The sequence below is a fragment of the Limnohabitans sp. genome (genome assembly GCF_040400975.1).
Taxonomy (GTDB): domain Bacteria; phylum Pseudomonadota; class Gammaproteobacteria; order Burkholderiales; family Burkholderiaceae_C; genus Limnohabitans_A.
Map to the genome: position 1 here is coordinate 59,154 of NZ_JBBAPF010000004.1, position 14,292 is coordinate 73,445.

17 protein-coding genes are annotated in these 14,292 nt (G+C 55.9%); 13 read left to right on the forward strand and 4 right to left on the reverse strand.

The window, feature by feature from the left end; translation table 11 throughout:
- Window positions 1–321: 321 nt before the first annotated feature.
- The 8 genes from ABWQ00_RS04490 (at window position 322) to ABWQ00_RS04525 (ending at window position 6,587) form a co-directional block, all read left to right on the forward strand.
- Complete coding sequence (locus ABWQ00_RS04490) at window positions 322–1,212, forward strand: biotin synthase (protein WP_502908071.1); 891 nt, start codon at window positions 322–324, stop codon at window positions 1,210–1,212.
- 95 nt (window positions 1,213–1,307) lie between these two features.
- Window positions 1,308–1,784 (forward strand): DUF2244 domain-containing protein, encoded by a 477-nt coding sequence (locus tag ABWQ00_RS04495; protein ID WP_353237479.1) that lies wholly within the window; start codon window positions 1,308–1,310, stop codon window positions 1,782–1,784.
- Between the two features lie 77 nt (window positions 1,785–1,861).
- Entirely contained in the window at window positions 1,862–3,034 is a 1,173-nt protein-coding gene (coxB, locus tag ABWQ00_RS04500; protein ID WP_353237480.1) for a cytochrome c oxidase subunit II, read from the forward strand.
- Window positions 3,035–3,066: 32 nt separating this feature from the next.
- Complete coding sequence (gene ctaD, locus ABWQ00_RS04505) at window positions 3,067–4,683, forward strand: cytochrome c oxidase subunit I (protein WP_353237481.1); 1,617 nt, start codon at window positions 3,067–3,069, stop codon at window positions 4,681–4,683.
- 11 nt (window positions 4,684–4,694) lie between these two features.
- On the forward strand, window positions 4,695–4,805 hold the full coding sequence (locus ABWQ00_RS04510) for a cytochrome oxidase small assembly protein (RefSeq protein WP_238147388.1): 111 nt from the start codon (window positions 4,695–4,697) through the stop codon (window positions 4,803–4,805).
- 10 nt (window positions 4,806–4,815) lie between these two features.
- Complete coding sequence (locus tag ABWQ00_RS04515; protein ID WP_353237482.1) at window positions 4,816–5,439, forward strand: cytochrome c oxidase assembly protein; 624 nt, start codon at window positions 4,816–4,818, stop codon at window positions 5,437–5,439.
- Entirely contained in the window at window positions 5,436–5,663 is a 228-nt protein-coding gene (locus tag ABWQ00_RS04520) for a DUF2970 domain-containing protein (protein WP_353237483.1), read from the forward strand. The genes ABWQ00_RS04515 and ABWQ00_RS04520 overlap by 4 nt, the downstream gene beginning before the upstream one ends.
- A 42-nt stretch (window positions 5,664–5,705) precedes the next feature.
- Entirely contained in the window at window positions 5,706–6,587 is an 882-nt protein-coding gene (locus ABWQ00_RS04525) for a cytochrome c oxidase subunit 3 (RefSeq protein ID WP_353237484.1), read from the forward strand.
- Between the two features lie 74 nt (window positions 6,588–6,661).
- On the opposite strand, the gene ABWQ00_RS04530 is transcribed toward ABWQ00_RS04525, so the two are convergent.
- Entirely contained in the window at window positions 6,662–6,895 is a 234-nt protein-coding gene (locus tag ABWQ00_RS04530) for a twin transmembrane helix small protein (protein WP_353237485.1), read from the reverse strand.
- A 14-nt stretch (window positions 6,896–6,909) separates the two neighbouring features.
- Between ABWQ00_RS04530 and ABWQ00_RS04535 the strand changes: the two genes are divergently transcribed.
- From ABWQ00_RS04535 to ABWQ00_RS04555, 5 genes are read left to right on the forward strand one after another with little or no spacing between them, the layout of a single operon-like run.
- A complete protein-coding gene (locus ABWQ00_RS04535) occupies window positions 6,910–7,653 on the forward strand; it encodes an SURF1 family protein (protein ID WP_353237486.1) in 744 nt (247 codons plus the stop codon).
- Window positions 7,604–8,317, forward strand: a complete 714-nt coding sequence (locus tag ABWQ00_RS04540) for a redox-active disulfide-containing membrane protein (protein WP_353237487.1) — start codon at window positions 7,604–7,606, stop codon at window positions 8,315–8,317. The genes ABWQ00_RS04535 and ABWQ00_RS04540 overlap by 50 nt, the downstream gene beginning before the upstream one ends.
- A 3-nt stretch (window positions 8,318–8,320) precedes the next feature.
- Window positions 8,321–9,451 (forward strand): COX15/CtaA family protein, encoded by a 1,131-nt coding sequence (locus tag ABWQ00_RS04545; protein WP_353237488.1) that lies wholly within the window; start codon window positions 8,321–8,323, stop codon window positions 9,449–9,451.
- Entirely contained in the window at window positions 9,448–10,344 is an 897-nt protein-coding gene (gene cyoE, locus ABWQ00_RS04550; protein WP_353237489.1) for a heme o synthase, read from the forward strand. Before ABWQ00_RS04545 ends, cyoE begins: the two co-directional genes overlap by 4 nt.
- Window positions 10,345–10,354: 10 nt before the next feature.
- The gene (locus ABWQ00_RS04555; protein ID WP_353237490.1) at window positions 10,355–10,963 is read left to right on the forward strand and encodes an SCO family protein; all 609 of its coding nucleotides are present in this window, start codon (window positions 10,355–10,357) and stop codon (window positions 10,961–10,963) included.
- Between the two features lie 13 nt (window positions 10,964–10,976).
- On the opposite strand, the gene ABWQ00_RS04560 is transcribed toward ABWQ00_RS04555, so the two are convergent.
- The 3 genes from ABWQ00_RS04560 to ftsY form a co-directional block, all read right to left on the reverse strand.
- Window positions 10,977–11,981 carry a Bug family tripartite tricarboxylate transporter substrate binding protein gene (locus tag ABWQ00_RS04560; RefSeq protein ID WP_502908073.1) on the reverse strand — a complete coding sequence of 335 codons (1,005 nt, stop codon included), beginning with the start codon at window positions 11,979–11,981 and terminating at the stop codon, window positions 10,977–10,979.
- Between the two features lie 110 nt (window positions 11,982–12,091).
- Window positions 12,092–13,024 (reverse strand): RNA polymerase sigma factor RpoH, encoded by a 933-nt coding sequence (rpoH, locus tag ABWQ00_RS04565; RefSeq protein ID WP_353237491.1) that lies wholly within the window; start codon window positions 13,022–13,024, stop codon window positions 12,092–12,094.
- 156 nt (window positions 13,025–13,180) lie between these two features.
- The gene (ftsY, locus tag ABWQ00_RS04570) at window positions 13,181–14,290 is read right to left on the reverse strand and encodes a signal recognition particle-docking protein FtsY (protein ID WP_502908074.1); all 1,110 of its coding nucleotides are present in this window, start codon (window positions 14,288–14,290) and stop codon (window positions 13,181–13,183) included.
- Between the last annotated feature and the right edge of the window lie 2 nt (window positions 14,291–14,292).

Consider the following 14,292-nt stretch of genomic DNA (forward strand, 5'->3'; position numbering starts at 1 on the left):
CGCCCATGGCAATGCGCATCCATGACAACGGTTTTGGGGTTGGGCAAAGCGGCTGATGCAAGCTTCACACAAAGGCGCATGAGGCCAGTCTTGACAAATGGCGCAGCGGCTGGGTAACCAGCGCCAAAACCCCGCTGGACCGCTGGCACTGGGCGCAAAAGACATCAGCTTGGGTAAGAGAGGCCACATCGTGTCAATATACTCAAGCCAAAGTCCATGAGCAAGGCAGTCTCATCCGATTCGGCTGGGTGTGCAAAAAAGCCAGTAAACGCGCGTCATTCATTTCAATCTTCGATGTCTCCAGTTTCCAGACCCCCGTCCATGGACCCAGTCGCAGCAGCCAAGTGGCTGGGCAGGCCTGCGCCCTCCTTGACCTCGCCTTGGTTGCATGAGGAAGTGGCCTCCCGCATGCAAGAGCGTTTGGATTTCATCACCCTTCAGCCCAAACAATGGGTTCATTGGGAGCCTTTGAACGGAGGCGTGGCTGCGCACAGGGCCTTGGTGCAGCGTTACCCCAATGCGCGGGCATGGTTGGTCTGTGAACAAGTTGAAAATGCCCTGGCAGCACGTTCCTTGATGGCGCGTCATTGGTGGCAGGTGCTGGCTTGGCGTGAGCAAAAGCAGCAGCTTGGCTTGCCCTCAGAGTCATCGGCCGACATGCTGTGGGCCAACATGCAACTTCACGGACACCCCGAACCAGAAGCCTTGCTGCGAGCGTGGCATCAAGCTTTGTCTGTGAATGGATTTTTGATGTTTTCGTGCTTCGGTCCCGATACAGTGCGCGAGCTGCGCCAAGTCTATGAACGTGCCGGTTGGCCCCAACCGGCGCATGAGTTCACCGACATGCACGATTGGGGTGACATGTTGGTGCAGGCTGGATTTGCCGAACCGGTCATGGACATGGAGCGGATCACCTTGACCTATGCCTCGCCAGAGGGCCTTTTGACCGATTTGCGCGAACTCGGGCGCAATTTGCATGTCAATCGTTTTGCAGGTTTGCGAGGGCGCACCTGGAAGACAGCCTTGCTGAGTGCCTTGATGGCTCTGGCCCATCCAGAACATGATGGCCGTCTTTCTTTGAGCTTTGAAATCGTGTATGGCCATGCTCTTAAACCCCAGCCCAGGCTCAAATTGGGACCGAAAACAGAAATCGGACTGGACCAAATGCGACATATGCTGCGTTCGTCTGGGGGTATGCCGGACAAACTTTGAGTTTTGTCAAAAGCGGCATTGATCTCAGGTAAAATCCGGCCGGAATTGATCGCAGTGATTGCTTGATTGCGTGTTAGTTTATTGAAAGTTGACAGATGTCAAATCAGGCTTACCAGTTTGCTCAAGTCTCTGGTCCCTCTATCCATTGGCGGCTCAAACGCAATTGTTCCTTTACGCCAGTCCAATTGGGCTGGGTGTACATGCTCTTGTGCGCTGTTTCTTTGGGTATTGGGGTGTTTTTTTGGTTGCAAGGTGCCACCCTTGTGTTGGCTTTTGCTGGCTTGGAAGTAGCTGTCGTGGGCTTGGCTTTTTTGGCTTATGCCCGCCATGCGGCGGACGGTGAAATGATTTCGCTTCAAGGTGCCAATTTGGTGGTGGAGCTGGAAACAGCAGGTCGCCTCGAAAGGGCAGAGTTTGAGCGTCAATGGGTGAGGGTTGAGCCTAAATCCGGAGACTTGAGCTTGATCGAGTTGTCGGGTCAAGGTCGTTCGATTGAGGTGGGGCGTTTTGTGCGCCCCGAACTGCGGCAAGTGCTGGCGCGAGAAATCAGAAAGGCATTGCGTTCAGCGTGATGCCTTGTGGCCATTTGAATCTGTAACAGTTTTTCTAGAGTTTGAATTCAACAGTGTCTTGGAAGTTAGTGAGAACCATGAAGAATATTTCCAACCAATTGGCTTCGCTGCTATCACGCGCGGGCATTTTTGCAGGTGCATGGGTTGCAACCGCAGCCCAAGCTGTCAACGACTTGCCGGGTGGCCCCGCGGTCAATCAGCTCAATTTGCATCCCGCAGTAACCAAAATTGCCGAAGAGCAGCAGTGGCTGCATTGGTTCATGCTGATCCTTTGCACGGTCATTTTCATCGCCGTTTTTGCGGTCATGTTCTATTCCATATGGAAGCACCGCAAGTCGGTGGGTCACAAACCAGCCACTTTCACCGAATCCATCACGGTCGAGGTGGTTTGGACCGCTGTTCCCTTCGTCATCGTGATCTTGATGGCCTTGCCGGCCACCAAGGTTTTGGTGGCTCAAAAAGACACCACCAATGCCGATTTGACCGTCAAGGTCACTGGATACCAGTGGAAATGGGGTTACGACTACATCAATGGACAAGGCGAAGGTCTGAGCTACATTTCTACGCTTGATTCATCTCACCGTGCCATGTCCGATGCTGGCAAGCCTGCAGGTGATAATTACCTGCTCAAAGTAGATAACCCCTTGGTGGTTCCTGTGGGCCAAAAAGTTCGCGTGATCACCACGGCCAATGATGTGATCCACGCATTTGCGGTGCCTGCCTTTGGCATCAAACAAGATGCCATCCCGGGTTTTGTGCGCGACACATGGTTCCGTGCTGAAAAAACAGGTGATTTTTACGGCCAATGCCAAGAACTGTGTGGAAAAGAGCATGCCTACATGCCCATCCATGTCAAGGTTTTGTCTGCGGAAGATTACACAGCTTGGGTGGCCACTGAGAAAAAGAAACAACTCGCCAAAGCAGATGACCCTAGCAAAGTTTGGGCTCTCGAAGATTTGACCAAGCGCGGTGAGAAAGTCTATGCATCCAACTGTATCGCTTGCCACCAAGCCTCCGGAAAAGTGGCTGGTTCGATCAAGGCGCTTGACGGTTCAGCCATTGTTCTGGATGCCGACAAGTCCAAACAGATTGCTGTTTTGCTCAATGGTGCAGGCAATGGTGCGATGCCAGCTTGGAAGCAGTTGTCTGATACCGATATCGCTGCTGTGATCTCTTACACCAAAAACAACTGGTCCAACAAGACGGGGCAAATCGTGCAGCCAGCCGACGTCCTGGCCGCTCGCAAATAAGCCCAAGCGTATTCAAATCAAAGGAAATCAAGATGAGTGCCGTTCTAGACCATCACGATCACGCCCATGACGACCACGGTCACGCGCCAGCTGGCTGGCGTCGTTGGGTGTATGCCACCAACCACAAAGACATTGGTACCTTGTACCTGCTGTTCAGCTTTGCCATGCTCATGGTCGGCGGCGTGTTGGCCCTGGGCATCCGTGCCGAGTTGTTCCAGCCTGGTCTGCAAATTGTGAACCCTGAGTTGTTCAACCAGTTCACCACCATGCACGGGATCATCATGGTGTTCGGCGCGATCATGCCGGCCTTTGTGGGCTTTGCAAACTGGATGCTGCCTCTGCAAATCGGCGCATCCGATATGGCTTTTGCCCGGATGAACAACTTCAGCTTCTGGCTGATGATTCCCGCGTCATTGATGTTGGTGGGTTCGTTCTTCATGCCCGGTGGTGCACCTGCCGCCGGATGGACCTTGTATGCGCCCTTGACCCTGCAAATGGGGCCTTCGATGGATGCAGCGATTTTTGCGATGCACATCTTGGGTGCTTCGTCCATCATGGGTTCGATCAACATCATCGTCACCATCTTGAACATGCGTGCGCCTGGCATGACTTTGATGAAAATGCCCATGTTCGCTTGGACATGGTTGATCACTGCCTATTTGCTGATCGCTGTGATGCCTGTGTTGGCTGGCGCGATCACCATGACCTTGACTGACCGTCACTTCGGTACCAGCTTCTTCAACCCCGCAGGCGGTGGTGATCCAGTGATGTATCAGCACATTTTCTGGTTCTTTGGTCACCCTGAGGTGTACATCATGATCTTGCCGGCTTTCGGCATCATCAGCCAGATCGTCCCTGCATTTTCTCGCAAGAAGTTGTTTGGTTATGCCTCCATGGTGTATGCCACTTCCTCCATTGCCATCTTGTCGTTCATCGTGTGGGCCCACCACATGTTCACGACGGGCATGCCTGTCACAGGTCAGTTGTTCTTCATGTACGCGACCATGCTGATCGCTGTACCCACTGCCGTGAAGATTTTCAACTGGATCGCGACCATGTGGCGCGGCTCCATGACCTTTGAAACTCCCATGTTGTTTGCTGTGGGCTTCATCTTTGTGTTCACCATGGGTGGCTTCACAGGTTTGATTTTGGCCATGGCCCCGATCGACATCCAGTTGCAAGACACTTATTACGTGGTGGCGCACTTCCACTATGTTTTGGTGGCGGGTTCTTTGTTTGCCCTGTTTGCCGGTGTCTATTACTGGATTTCCAAGTGGACCGGTGTGATGTACAACGAAACACGCGGCAAGATCCACTTCTGGTGGTCGCTGATCTCCTTCAACATCACCTTCTTCCCGATGCACTTCCTGGGTTTGGCCGGCATGCCCCGTCGCTACGCTGACTACCCCATGCAGTTCACCGACTTCAACATGATTGCTTCGGTGGGTGCCTTCTTCTTTGGTTTCGCTCAGGTGTATTTCTTCCTGTTCGTGGTCTTGCCTTGCATGCTGGGTAAGGGCGAAAAAGCGCCTCAGAAGCCTTGGGAAGCCGCAGAAGGCCTGGAGTGGGAAGTCCCATCTCCCGCACCTTTCCACACCTTTGAGAACCCACCCAAGCTGGACGCCACTGCGACCCGCGTGATTGGTTGAGCAACATGGCCATGACACCCGAACAAAGAAAAAGCAATGTTCGTCTGGGCTTGATCTTGTTATCCGTGGCCTGCGTTGTTTTGGCCGGGTTCGTGGCCAAAATCTTGTTGCTCAATACCTGAAGGACATTTGATGAACCTGCGTGGTGCAAACCTGAAGATGGTCGGCAAGCTGGCGGTGGTCACTGCGGGCATGTTCTGCTTCGGGTACGCATTGGTGCCAATTTACAAGGCCATATGCGACATCACGGGGATCAACGTTTTGTCCATCTCTGAGACGCAGGTGCCTGGTAACGCCAAAGCCGCGCAAGCGGCGCAGGTCCTGCGCAACAGCCAAGTGGACACCAGCCGCACCATCACCGTTGAGTTCGATGCCAATGTGCGCGGGCCTTGGGATTTCAAGCCAGAAAAAAGGTCGATGCAAGTGCATCCGGGTGAACTCACCACGGTCATGTACGAGTTTCAAAACATCCAAAACCGCCGGATGGCCGCGCAAGCCATTCCCAGTTACGCCCCCAAGCAAGCCGCTAGCCATTTCAACAAGCTGGAGTGTTTTTGCTTCAACGAGTACACCTTGGAAGCAGGCGAGAAAAAAGCATGGCCTGTGGCTTTCGTGATCGATCCGAAACTTTCCAAGGATGTCACGACGATCACGTTGTCCTACACCTTCTTTGAAGTGGGTGGCAAGACACCCGTGGCACCCACTGCGCCTTTGGCCTCCAAGGCAGTGACCACCCTAACAGGGTCAGGTTCATGAGCGAGCTAGAGGCCAAATCGGTGAAGCGCTCAAACTGGTTGAGGACGGTTCAGGCCGTGCTTTGGTCTTTTGTGGGTTTACGAAAAGGTTCTGATTACCAACAGGATCTAGAGAAGCTCAATCCTTTCCACATCATCGGTGTCGGAATCGGTGCGGCTTTGTTGTTTGTATTGGGGCTCATCGCCTTGGTCAATTGGGTGGTGGCACAGCCTCATGTGCTGTAACCCCCTTATCAGATTTCGAATGAAGAGAGAGCAGGAGTATTCATGAGTTCAGCAGCACACGGCAGCACGCCTTACTACTACGTCCCACACGAATCACGTCACCCCGTGATGTCGGCCATCGGTTTGTTCTTCGTCATTTTGGGCGCAGGTCAATGGATCAATGGCTCCGAATGGGGCATGTATTGCTTGTTCTTTGGCATGGCTTGGTGGCTGATCGTCTTGTACCAGTGGTTCTCAGAAGCTGTGCACGAAAGCGAAACCGGCATGTACAGCCGAAAGATCGATTTGTCCTTCCGCTGGAGTATGACTTGGTTCATTTTTTCAGAGGTCATGTTCTTTGGTGCCTTCTTCACCGCCTTGTGGTGGGCCAGGTCCCATTCCATCCCAGCACTGGGCAGCTTGGAAAATGCCTTGCTCTGGCCTGACTTCAAAGCGGCTTGGCCTAGCGTTGTAGCGGGTGCCACCACTTCGCCTGCGGGCATTGTGGAGCCGTTCAAGACCATGGGACCTTTCTGGTTGCCCACGATCAACACGGCATTGCTCTTGACGTCCGGTGTCACATTGACCATCGCGCACCATGCCTTGCAAGTCGGAGATCGACTCAAAACCATCAAATTCATGTGGATGACGGTCGTTTTGGGCCTCGTGTTTTTGTTTGTTCAGGGTTATGAATACGCTTATGCATGGGGCGAATTGAACCTCAAACTATCGTCCGGTATTTATGGTTCAACCTTTTACATGCTGACGGGTTTCCATGGTTTCCACGTGTTTGTGGGCATGTTGATGTTGTTGTTCATCACATTGCGTTTGCAAAAAGGCCATTTCACCAAAGACCGACATTTCGGTTTTGAAGGCGCTGCTTGGTATTGGCACTTTGTTGACGTGGTTTGGCTGGGCCTGTACATCTTGGTTTATTGGATGTAAGACTCGCCTTAATCGTTAAAAAAGCGCCCTTGGGCGCTTTTTTATTGAGATGTTTTGAAGACAGGGTGATTGAATCAAAGCCCAGGTGGAATGCCTGTGGGTTGAATCCAACCCATCTTCCAAGAAATCAATACACAAAGAAACAAAACGATCGACAAACCCACCCGAAGGGCGAGCGCAGTGGCCATTTTGTTTTTGGGTGGCGCAGCACCGTCTTCCGGGGGCACACTGCCTCTCATCATGTGAAGCAGAGCCCAAACCAGACTGGCCAAAATGGCCGCAAAAGCAACAACAACCAATATTTTCATGGTGGCATTATCCGATGACTGAAAAAACCCCGGGGCGACAAAGATGGCTCTTGCTGGCACTGGCTGTGCTGAGCGTGGGCCTGACCTGTTCGCTGGGTTTATGGCAGCTGGGCCGTGCGGCTGAAAAAACGGCTTTGCAACTGGCCCGAACCCAGCAGGCCGAAAAGCCGGTGCTCAATGGTCAAAGCCTGAAAGTGGACGTCGACCCGTCTGATGTGCCCAACAATTTGATGCACCGACGCATGGTCTTGGTGGGCCATTGGCAGCACCAGCACACGGTCTTCTTGGAAAACAGGCAAATGAATGCGAAGCCGGGTTTTTTTGTTTTGACGCCGCTCAAATTGGAAGACTCTGGCCTGACTGTCGTGGTCCAACGTGGTTGGGCTCAACGGTCGTTCACGGATCGTACGGTCCTGCCGACCATCGATCAGACCACTGAGCGCGTGGAGGTGGCTGGAAATTTGGCCCCATGGCCGTCAAGGCTCTACGATTTCGGTGGCGAGGAGAAAGGGCCGATACGGCAAAATCTCGATTGGCAAAAATTCAAACAAGAAACGGGTTTGGACTTGCCCAAGTTCACACTGCTGCAGTCCGGTGCAGCGTCGGAAGGACTGCTGCGTGAATGGCCTGTGGTGGCCAGTGGTGTCGAAAAGCACCATGGATACGCTTTTCAATGGTTTGGCCTCAGCGCCTTGATCGCTTTACTTTATGTCTGGTTCCAAATTGTCCAACCCCGCCGATCCCCAAAAATCCACTGAAAGCCCCTTGGCCATGACCATTCATGATTTGCCAAGTCCGGGCGACGTGGTGCAGGCGGATGCCCAGCGCACGCGCATCGGTCGCTGGAAGATGATCGCCATGATGTTGGTCTGCGCCTCGCCCGTTTTGGCTTCTTATTTCACCTATTACGTACTTCGACCCGAGGGCCGCAGCGTGTATGGTGAACTGATTCAGCCGCAAAAGGACATGCCCAGCATCACGGTTAAAAATGAGCAGGCGCAAGATGTTGCTTTGCAGTCGCTCAAAGGCCAGTGGTTGTTGGTGACCGTGGCTTCTGGTTCGTGCAATGAGCGCTGCCAGCAAAATATTTATTTTCAAAGACAGTTGAGGGAAATTCTGGGTCGTGAGAAAGACCGATTGGACCGTGTCTGGTTGGTGACCGATGCTGCGCCCGTTCCACCTGAGTTACAAGCCGCACTCCAGGGGGCCCATGTGCTTCGGATGGACGCCGAAACGGTGGCGCGCTGGATCACCCCGGGAGCAGGGCAGCAGCTGCAAGACCATCTCTATGTGGTGGACCCCATGGGCAACTTCATGATGCGATTTCCGGCCAACATGGATGTCCCGGGAGCCTCCAAAGCCAAAAGAGACTTGAACCGCTTGCTCAAGGCGTCATCGTCTTGGGATCAAGCGGGACGATGAACCATGACTGAAGTTGCGTTGTACAACCTCGAGCCCTTGCTGGAGCTGATGGCGGTGGGTTTGGCGGTGGCTGCTTTGCCGCTGGCTTGGTGGCTTTGGCGTCAGCGCCATGCCGCTGCGTCCAGCCGATTGAAGGCGCTGACGCTGATCACCTTGTTTCTCACATTTGACCTGGTGTTGTTCGGTGCCTTCACCCGCTTGACCGACTCGGGACTGGGTTGTCCCGATTGGCCAGGTTGTTATGGCAGCGCAACACCCATTGGCGCCAAAGTTGAAATCACAGCGGCTCAAACCGCCATGCCCACAGGCCCGGTCACTCACAGCAAAGCCTGGATCGAGATGGTCCACCGTTATTTGGCCACAGGGGTGGGGGTTTTGATCCTCACCTTGGCGAGCGCGACTTGGTGGTTGCGTCGCCAAAGCCAACAAGTCAGCCCTTGGTTGCCGACTTTGACCTTGCTGTGGGTCTGCATGCAAGGGGCTTTCGGTGCCCTCACCGTCACCATGAAGCTGTTCCCTGCCATCGTCACCTTGCACCTGATGGGCGGCATGGGTTTGTTGGCTTTGCTCATGGCCCAAGCCGTGCGCTACGACGGTGCTGGACTGCGGCCATTGCCAGCGTTTTTGCGTCGGGGCTTGTGGATCGGATTTCTACTGCTCTGGGCCCAAATTGCTTTGGGCGGCTGGGTCAGCACCAACTATGCCGTTTTGGCGTGTCCAGACTTCCCCACTTGCAATGGTCAGTGGGTGCCTGAAATGAATTGGCAGGGCTTTAGCCTCTGGCGCGAACTGGGTTATACCCCCCAAGGAGAGTTGCTGCCCTTCTTGGCTTTGTCCACCATCCACTTTGTTCACCGCTCGGCCGCTTGGTTGGTATTGGGTGTCATGGTGTGGGTGGGTTGGCAGTTGCGACAACAAGAGGGCTTGTCGGTGGCGGGACGTTGCTTGCTGGGTCTGTCGGCTTTGCAGTTGATCACCGGCTTGAGCAATGTGGTTTTGGGTTGGCCCTTGTTGGCTGCCGTTTTGCACACCGGTGGGGCTGCGGCCTTGGTGGTGACGCTGACCTGGGCGCTCAGCATCAGTCGGACCGATAATCCTCAGCGTATGACGTTCTCCCCAAGGCCTGCCCCATGACCGCCGCGATTGCTCCAATTCCCATGTCTGCATGGCAGCAGTATTACGCGTTGACCAAGCCGCGCGTGGTTCAACTGATTGTTTTTTGCGCCCTGATTGGCATGGTGCTGGCCGTGCCCGGTGTGCCCAGTTGGGCCGAGTTGAAGCTGGGTCTTTGGGCTTGTATCGGCATTTGGTTGGTAGCCGGCGCCGCTGCGGCTTTCAACTGTTTGGTTGAAAAAACCATCGACGCCAAGATGAGGCGTACTGCCTGGCGACCGACCGCTAAAGGCGAGCTGAGCGACCGTCAGGCCTTGTTGTTCTCAGGGGTTTTGTGCGCCGTGGGTTCGGCCGTGCTGTATGTGCTGGTCAACCCACTCACCATGTGGCTCACCTTTGCCACCTTTGTGGGCTACGCCATCATTTACACCGTGATCCTGAAACCTCTGACGCCTCAGAACATTGTGATCGGCGGTGCCAGTGGCGCGATGCCACCGGTGCTGGGCTGGGCGGCCATGACCGGTCAGGTTGGACCGGAAGCCTTGATCCTGTTTTTGATCATTTTCTTGTGGACGCCGCCGCATTTTTGGGCGCTGGCGCTTTACCGCGTTGAGGATTACCGCAAGTCCGGCTTGCCCATGTTGCCGGTCACCCATGGCAACGAATTCACACGGCTGCAAATTCTGTTGTACACCGTGGTGTTGATGGCCTCTTGCCTGATGCCGTTTGTCTATGGCATGAGTTCTTGGCTCTATTTGGCGGCGGCGGTGGTGCTCAGCATCGGTTTCATCGGCTACGCGGTGGCTTTGTACCGTGAGTATTCGGATGAACTGGCCCGCAAGACCTTTCGCTTTTCATTGGTCCACCTGAGTGCCTTGTTTGCCGCTTTGCTGCTCGACCACTATATTTTTTAAGGCTAAAGTCATGCTGCAGCGAAGAGTTATTTCGAGAGCCTTTTGGGCTTTAGGCTGGGTCAGCGCCTTCGCGGTTTTGTCCGGTTGTGGCCAAGACAAACCTGCTTTCAAAGGCGTGGACATCACTGGCGCTGATTACGCGCAGGGCTTTTCGCTGAGTGATCAAGACGGTCAGGTGCGCACCCTGAAAGACTTTGCCGGCAAGACCGTGGTGGTATTTTTTGGTTTCACCCAATGCCCTGACGTGTGCCCCACGGCCTTGCAAGAAATCGCCCAAGCCAAAAAGCTGTTGGGTGCGGATGGCGCCAAATTGCAAGGCATCTTCATCACGGTTGACCCCGAGCGTGACACGCCCGAGTTGCTCAAAGCCTATGTCGCCAACTTCGGTGCTGATTTTGTGGCCCTGCGTCCCAGCCCGGAGCAGCTGCCCAAAGTGACCAAAGACTTCAAGATCTATTACAAAAAGGTCGACGGTAAAACCCCCACCAGTTATACCCTGGACCACTCGGCAGGCAGTTTCACCTTTGATCCGCAAGGCCGCATTCGGCTTTACAACCGCCACGCCAGCGGTGCAGAAACCTTGGCCTCTGACGTGAAAATTTTGCTCAGCGGCAAATAAGGCACACTGGGCCTCAGTTCAGCTCGATCTTCTGACTGCGGATGATGGCGCCCAAGGCTTGGGTATCAGACTCGATGCGGTTGCGCAAGCCCTCTGGCGAGGAGCCCACCACCTGCCAACCTTGTTGAAACAAACGTGACCGCATGTCGGGGGAACGCACGATGTCGCTGACCAAGGCCGACAAGCGGCTGGCGACCGCTGCGGGCATGGAGGCTGGGGCAGCCACTGCATTCCAAATTTCCAACTGGTAGTCCTTGATACCGATCTCTGAGAGGCTGGGCACTTCGGCCGCCACGGGGCTGCGGCCGCTGCTGGAAGCCCCAATGGCGCGCAGTTTGCCCGCACTGACTTGGGCTGCCGACATCGCAGGGGGCAGCAAGGCCAATTGCACTTGGCCACCCAGCATGGCCGTGATGATCTGCGGGTTGCCGGGGTAGGGCACATGCACAGGGGCAATGCCGGCTTTGGTTTTGAGCAGTTCCATGCCCAGGTGCGCCACGGTGCCAACGCCGGGCGATGCATAGCTGAGTTTGTCGCCCGCCTTTTGGGCCTGGCTCAACCATTCGGCAGCACTCTGACCGGGCGCATTGGCGGGCACGGTCAGGACCAAAGGTGCTTTGCCAATCAGGCTGATGGGCGCGAGGTCTTTGAGTGGGTCATAAGGCACCTTGGGATTCAGAATGCGGGCAATGGTCATGTTGCCGTTGATCATCAGACCCAGCGTGTGGCCATCGGTGGATTTCGCCACGAAGTCGGCCGCGATGTTGCCGCCGGCACCCACTTTGTTTTCGACGATCACGTTTTGGCCCAAGGCCTTGGACAAAGGCTCGGCCAAAGCGCGTGCCGTCAAGTCGGGGCTGGAGCCGGCCGGGAAGCCCACCACCAAGCGAACGGTTTGTGTGGGCCATGCCGCTGTCGATGCGGTGGCCCATGAGGGTGTCATTCCCAAAGCCAAAACAGCGCTGATGGCCAGTGTCCAATGGCGGCGAGAAAAACCAGTTTGGGTGCGAGCGGTCATGGCAGAGCCTTTCAAAACAAAACTGCAGTGACTTTAGCGCATTGCAGGCCAAAAAATACCCGGTCTAAACCGGGTATCCGAATGCCATGCAGCCCACAGGCTTGTGGGCTTTAAGCGAACTCGACCAGCGCCTTTTTCATCTTTTTCATGGCCGCTACCTCGATTTGGCGGATGCGCTCGGCGCTCACGCCGTATTCGTCGGCCAGGTCGTGCAAGGTCATGCCGCCCGAACCGTTGTCGTTCACCTTGAGCCAGCGCTCCTCCACGATGCGGCGGCTGCGCTCGTCCAGCACATTCAAGGCGCTGGCCAGGCCATCGCTGGCCATCACGTCCCGCTCGTGGGCTTCGATCATCGCGGTGGGCTCGTGGTTCACATCGGCCAAATACGCAATGGGACCAAAGGCCTGCTCGCCATCGTCCGATGGGGCTGGGTCCAGCAACACATCGCCGCCGGACATGCGCATTTCCATCTCCCGCACTTCCTCGCGCTTGACGTTCAGGCTGTGCGCCATCGCGTCGACCTGGTCGGGGGTGAGGGTGTCGCGGTGCGTGCCTTCGTCGGCATCGGCTTTGTAGCCTTGCTTCATTGAGCGCAGGTTGAAAAACAGCTTGCGCTGGGCTTTGGTGGTGGCCACTTTGACCATGCGCCAGTTTTTCAGGATGTACTCGTGGATCTCGGCCTTGATCCAGTGCAGCGCGTAGCTGACCAGACGCACGCCCTGATCGGGGTCAAAGCGCTTGACCGCTTTCATCAGGCCCACATTGCCTTCCTGGATCAGGTCACCGTGCGGCAGGCCGTAGCCCAAGTACTGGCGCGACACCGACACCACCAGACGCAGGTGGGATAGCACCAGTTTGCGGGCGGCTTCGAGGTCGTCGTTGGCTTTGAGTTGCCGGGCGGCTTCCTGCTCTTCCTCGAGGGTGAGCATGGGCATGCGGTTGACCGCAGAGATGTAGGCGTCCAGGTGGCCGAGCGAGGGCACGACCGCCCAAGGGTTGCTCAGCGCGATGGCTGTGGCGGGGGAACCAGTTTGAATGTTCATACCAGAACTCCTTTCAGAATACCCCAATATTAGCACTCTCTGGTGAGGAGTGCTAAAGGACCGCCTCGGGGGTCTGAGGTTCCTCGGGTTTTCCCTGATTTTGCGGGCCAGGGCTGGGTCCGTCTGTGCACTGGGCAACGGCGCAAGTCAGGGTGTTCAGCTCAGCAGGGCTTGGGCAAACTCGCGGGCGTTGAAGGTTTCCAGGTCTTCCAGCTTCTCGCCCACGCCGATGAAGTACACCGGAATCGGCTTTTCCCGGGCAATGGCGCACAGCACACCGCCCTTGGCCGTGCCGTCGAGCTTGGTCACGATCAGGCCTGTCAGGCCGAGCGTGTCGTCAAAGGCTTTGACCTGGGCCAGGGCGTTTTGTCCGGTGTTGCCGTCGATCACCAGCAGCACCTCATGCGGGGCAGTGCCATCGGCCTTTTGCACCACGCGCTTGATTTTTTTCAGCTCTTCCATCAGGTGGGTTTGGGTGGGCAGACGCCCGGCCGTGTCCACCAGCACCACATCGCGTCCCCGGGCGCGGCCAGCGCTCACGGCGTCAAAGCTCACGGCAGCCGGGTCACCGCCTTGTTGGCTGATGATTTCGACCGTGTTGCGGGTGGCCCAAACCGCCAGTTGCTCCTTGGCTGCAGCGCGGAAGGTGTCGGCCGCGGCCAGCAGCACGCTCAGGCCCTCATCCGCCAAGTGTTTCGTCAGTTTGCCAATGGAGGTGGTTTTGCCTGCGCCATTGACGCCTGCGACCATGATCACGGTGGGGTGGTGGTCGCCAATGCTCAAGGGCTTTTGCAGGGGTTGCAGCAAGTCGGTGATGGCATCGGCCAGCAAGGTTTTGACCTGTGACGGTTCGGTGGTCTTGCTCGCTTTGACGCGGCGCTTGAGGTCTTGCAGCAAATATTCCGTAGCCTTGACACCGGTGTCGGCGACCAGCATGGCGGTTTCCAGCTCTTCATAGAGTTCGTCGTCGATGCGCGTGCCGGTGAAGACGGTGGTGATGCTGGCGCCGGTCTTGCGCAGGCCCGCTTTCAGGCGGTCCAGCCAAGCTTGGCGACCCACAGGCTTGGGTGCGTCAACAAGAGGAGCCGCGCTGTCGGCCTGTGGCACCCAAGGTGAAGGCGTTTGAGAGGTTGATTCCGCCATCGCGGCAGAGCCCGTGGTGGCAGAGGGTAAGGTGGCCGTTTCGGACTTGGCCGAAGATGGGACCTCGGCTATTGGGGATTTTTTTTTGAAGAAACTGAACATGGCTTGGATTTCAAGGATCATGC

What these genes read in the sequence shown, in the direction of transcription:
- ABWQ00_RS04525 (WP_353237484.1), top strand. Translation starts at nt 5,706, where the DNA reads ATGAGTTCAGCAGCACACGGCAGCACGCCTTACTACTACGTCCCACAC.
- ftsY (WP_502908074.1), bottom strand. Translation starts at nt 14,290, where the DNA reads ATGATCCTTGAAATCCAAGCCATGTTCAGTTTCTTCAAAAAAAAATCC.
- ABWQ00_RS04510 (WP_238147388.1), top strand. Translation starts at nt 4,695, where the DNA reads ATGACACCCGAACAAAGAAAAAGCAATGTTCGTCTGGGCTTGATCTTG.
- rpoH (WP_353237491.1), bottom strand. Translation starts at nt 13,024, where the DNA reads ATGAACATTCAAACTGGTTCCCCCGCCACAGCCATCGCGCTGAGCAAC.
- ABWQ00_RS04560 (WP_502908073.1), bottom strand. Translation starts at nt 11,981, where the DNA reads ATGACCGCTCGCACCCAAACTGGTTTTTCTCGCCGCCATTGGACACTG.
- ABWQ00_RS04515 (WP_353237482.1), top strand. Translation starts at nt 4,816, where the DNA reads ATGAACCTGCGTGGTGCAAACCTGAAGATGGTCGGCAAGCTGGCGGTG.
- cyoE (WP_353237489.1), top strand. Translation starts at nt 9,448, where the DNA reads ATGACCGCCGCGATTGCTCCAATTCCCATGTCTGCATGGCAGCAGTAT.
- ABWQ00_RS04520 (WP_353237483.1), top strand. Translation starts at nt 5,436, where the DNA reads ATGAGCGAGCTAGAGGCCAAATCGGTGAAGCGCTCAAACTGGTTGAGG.
- ABWQ00_RS04555 (WP_353237490.1), top strand. Translation starts at nt 10,355, where the DNA reads ATGCTGCAGCGAAGAGTTATTTCGAGAGCCTTTTGGGCTTTAGGCTGG.
- ABWQ00_RS04490 (WP_502908071.1), top strand. Translation starts at nt 322, where the DNA reads ATGGACCCAGTCGCAGCAGCCAAGTGGCTGGGCAGGCCTGCGCCCTCC.
- coxB (WP_353237480.1), top strand. Translation starts at nt 1,862, where the DNA reads ATGAAGAATATTTCCAACCAATTGGCTTCGCTGCTATCACGCGCGGGC.
- ABWQ00_RS04540 (WP_353237487.1), top strand. Translation starts at nt 7,604, where the DNA reads ATGTCTGGTTCCAAATTGTCCAACCCCGCCGATCCCCAAAAATCCACT.
- ABWQ00_RS04535 (WP_353237486.1), top strand. Translation starts at nt 6,910, where the DNA reads ATGACTGAAAAAACCCCGGGGCGACAAAGATGGCTCTTGCTGGCACTG.
- ctaD (WP_353237481.1), top strand. Translation starts at nt 3,067, where the DNA reads ATGAGTGCCGTTCTAGACCATCACGATCACGCCCATGACGACCACGGT.
- ABWQ00_RS04530 (WP_353237485.1), bottom strand. Translation starts at nt 6,895, where the DNA reads ATGAAAATATTGGTTGTTGTTGCTTTTGCGGCCATTTTGGCCAGTCTG.
- ABWQ00_RS04495 (WP_353237479.1), top strand. Translation starts at nt 1,308, where the DNA reads ATGTCAAATCAGGCTTACCAGTTTGCTCAAGTCTCTGGTCCCTCTATC.
- ABWQ00_RS04545 (WP_353237488.1), top strand. Translation starts at nt 8,321, where the DNA reads ATGACTGAAGTTGCGTTGTACAACCTCGAGCCCTTGCTGGAGCTGATG.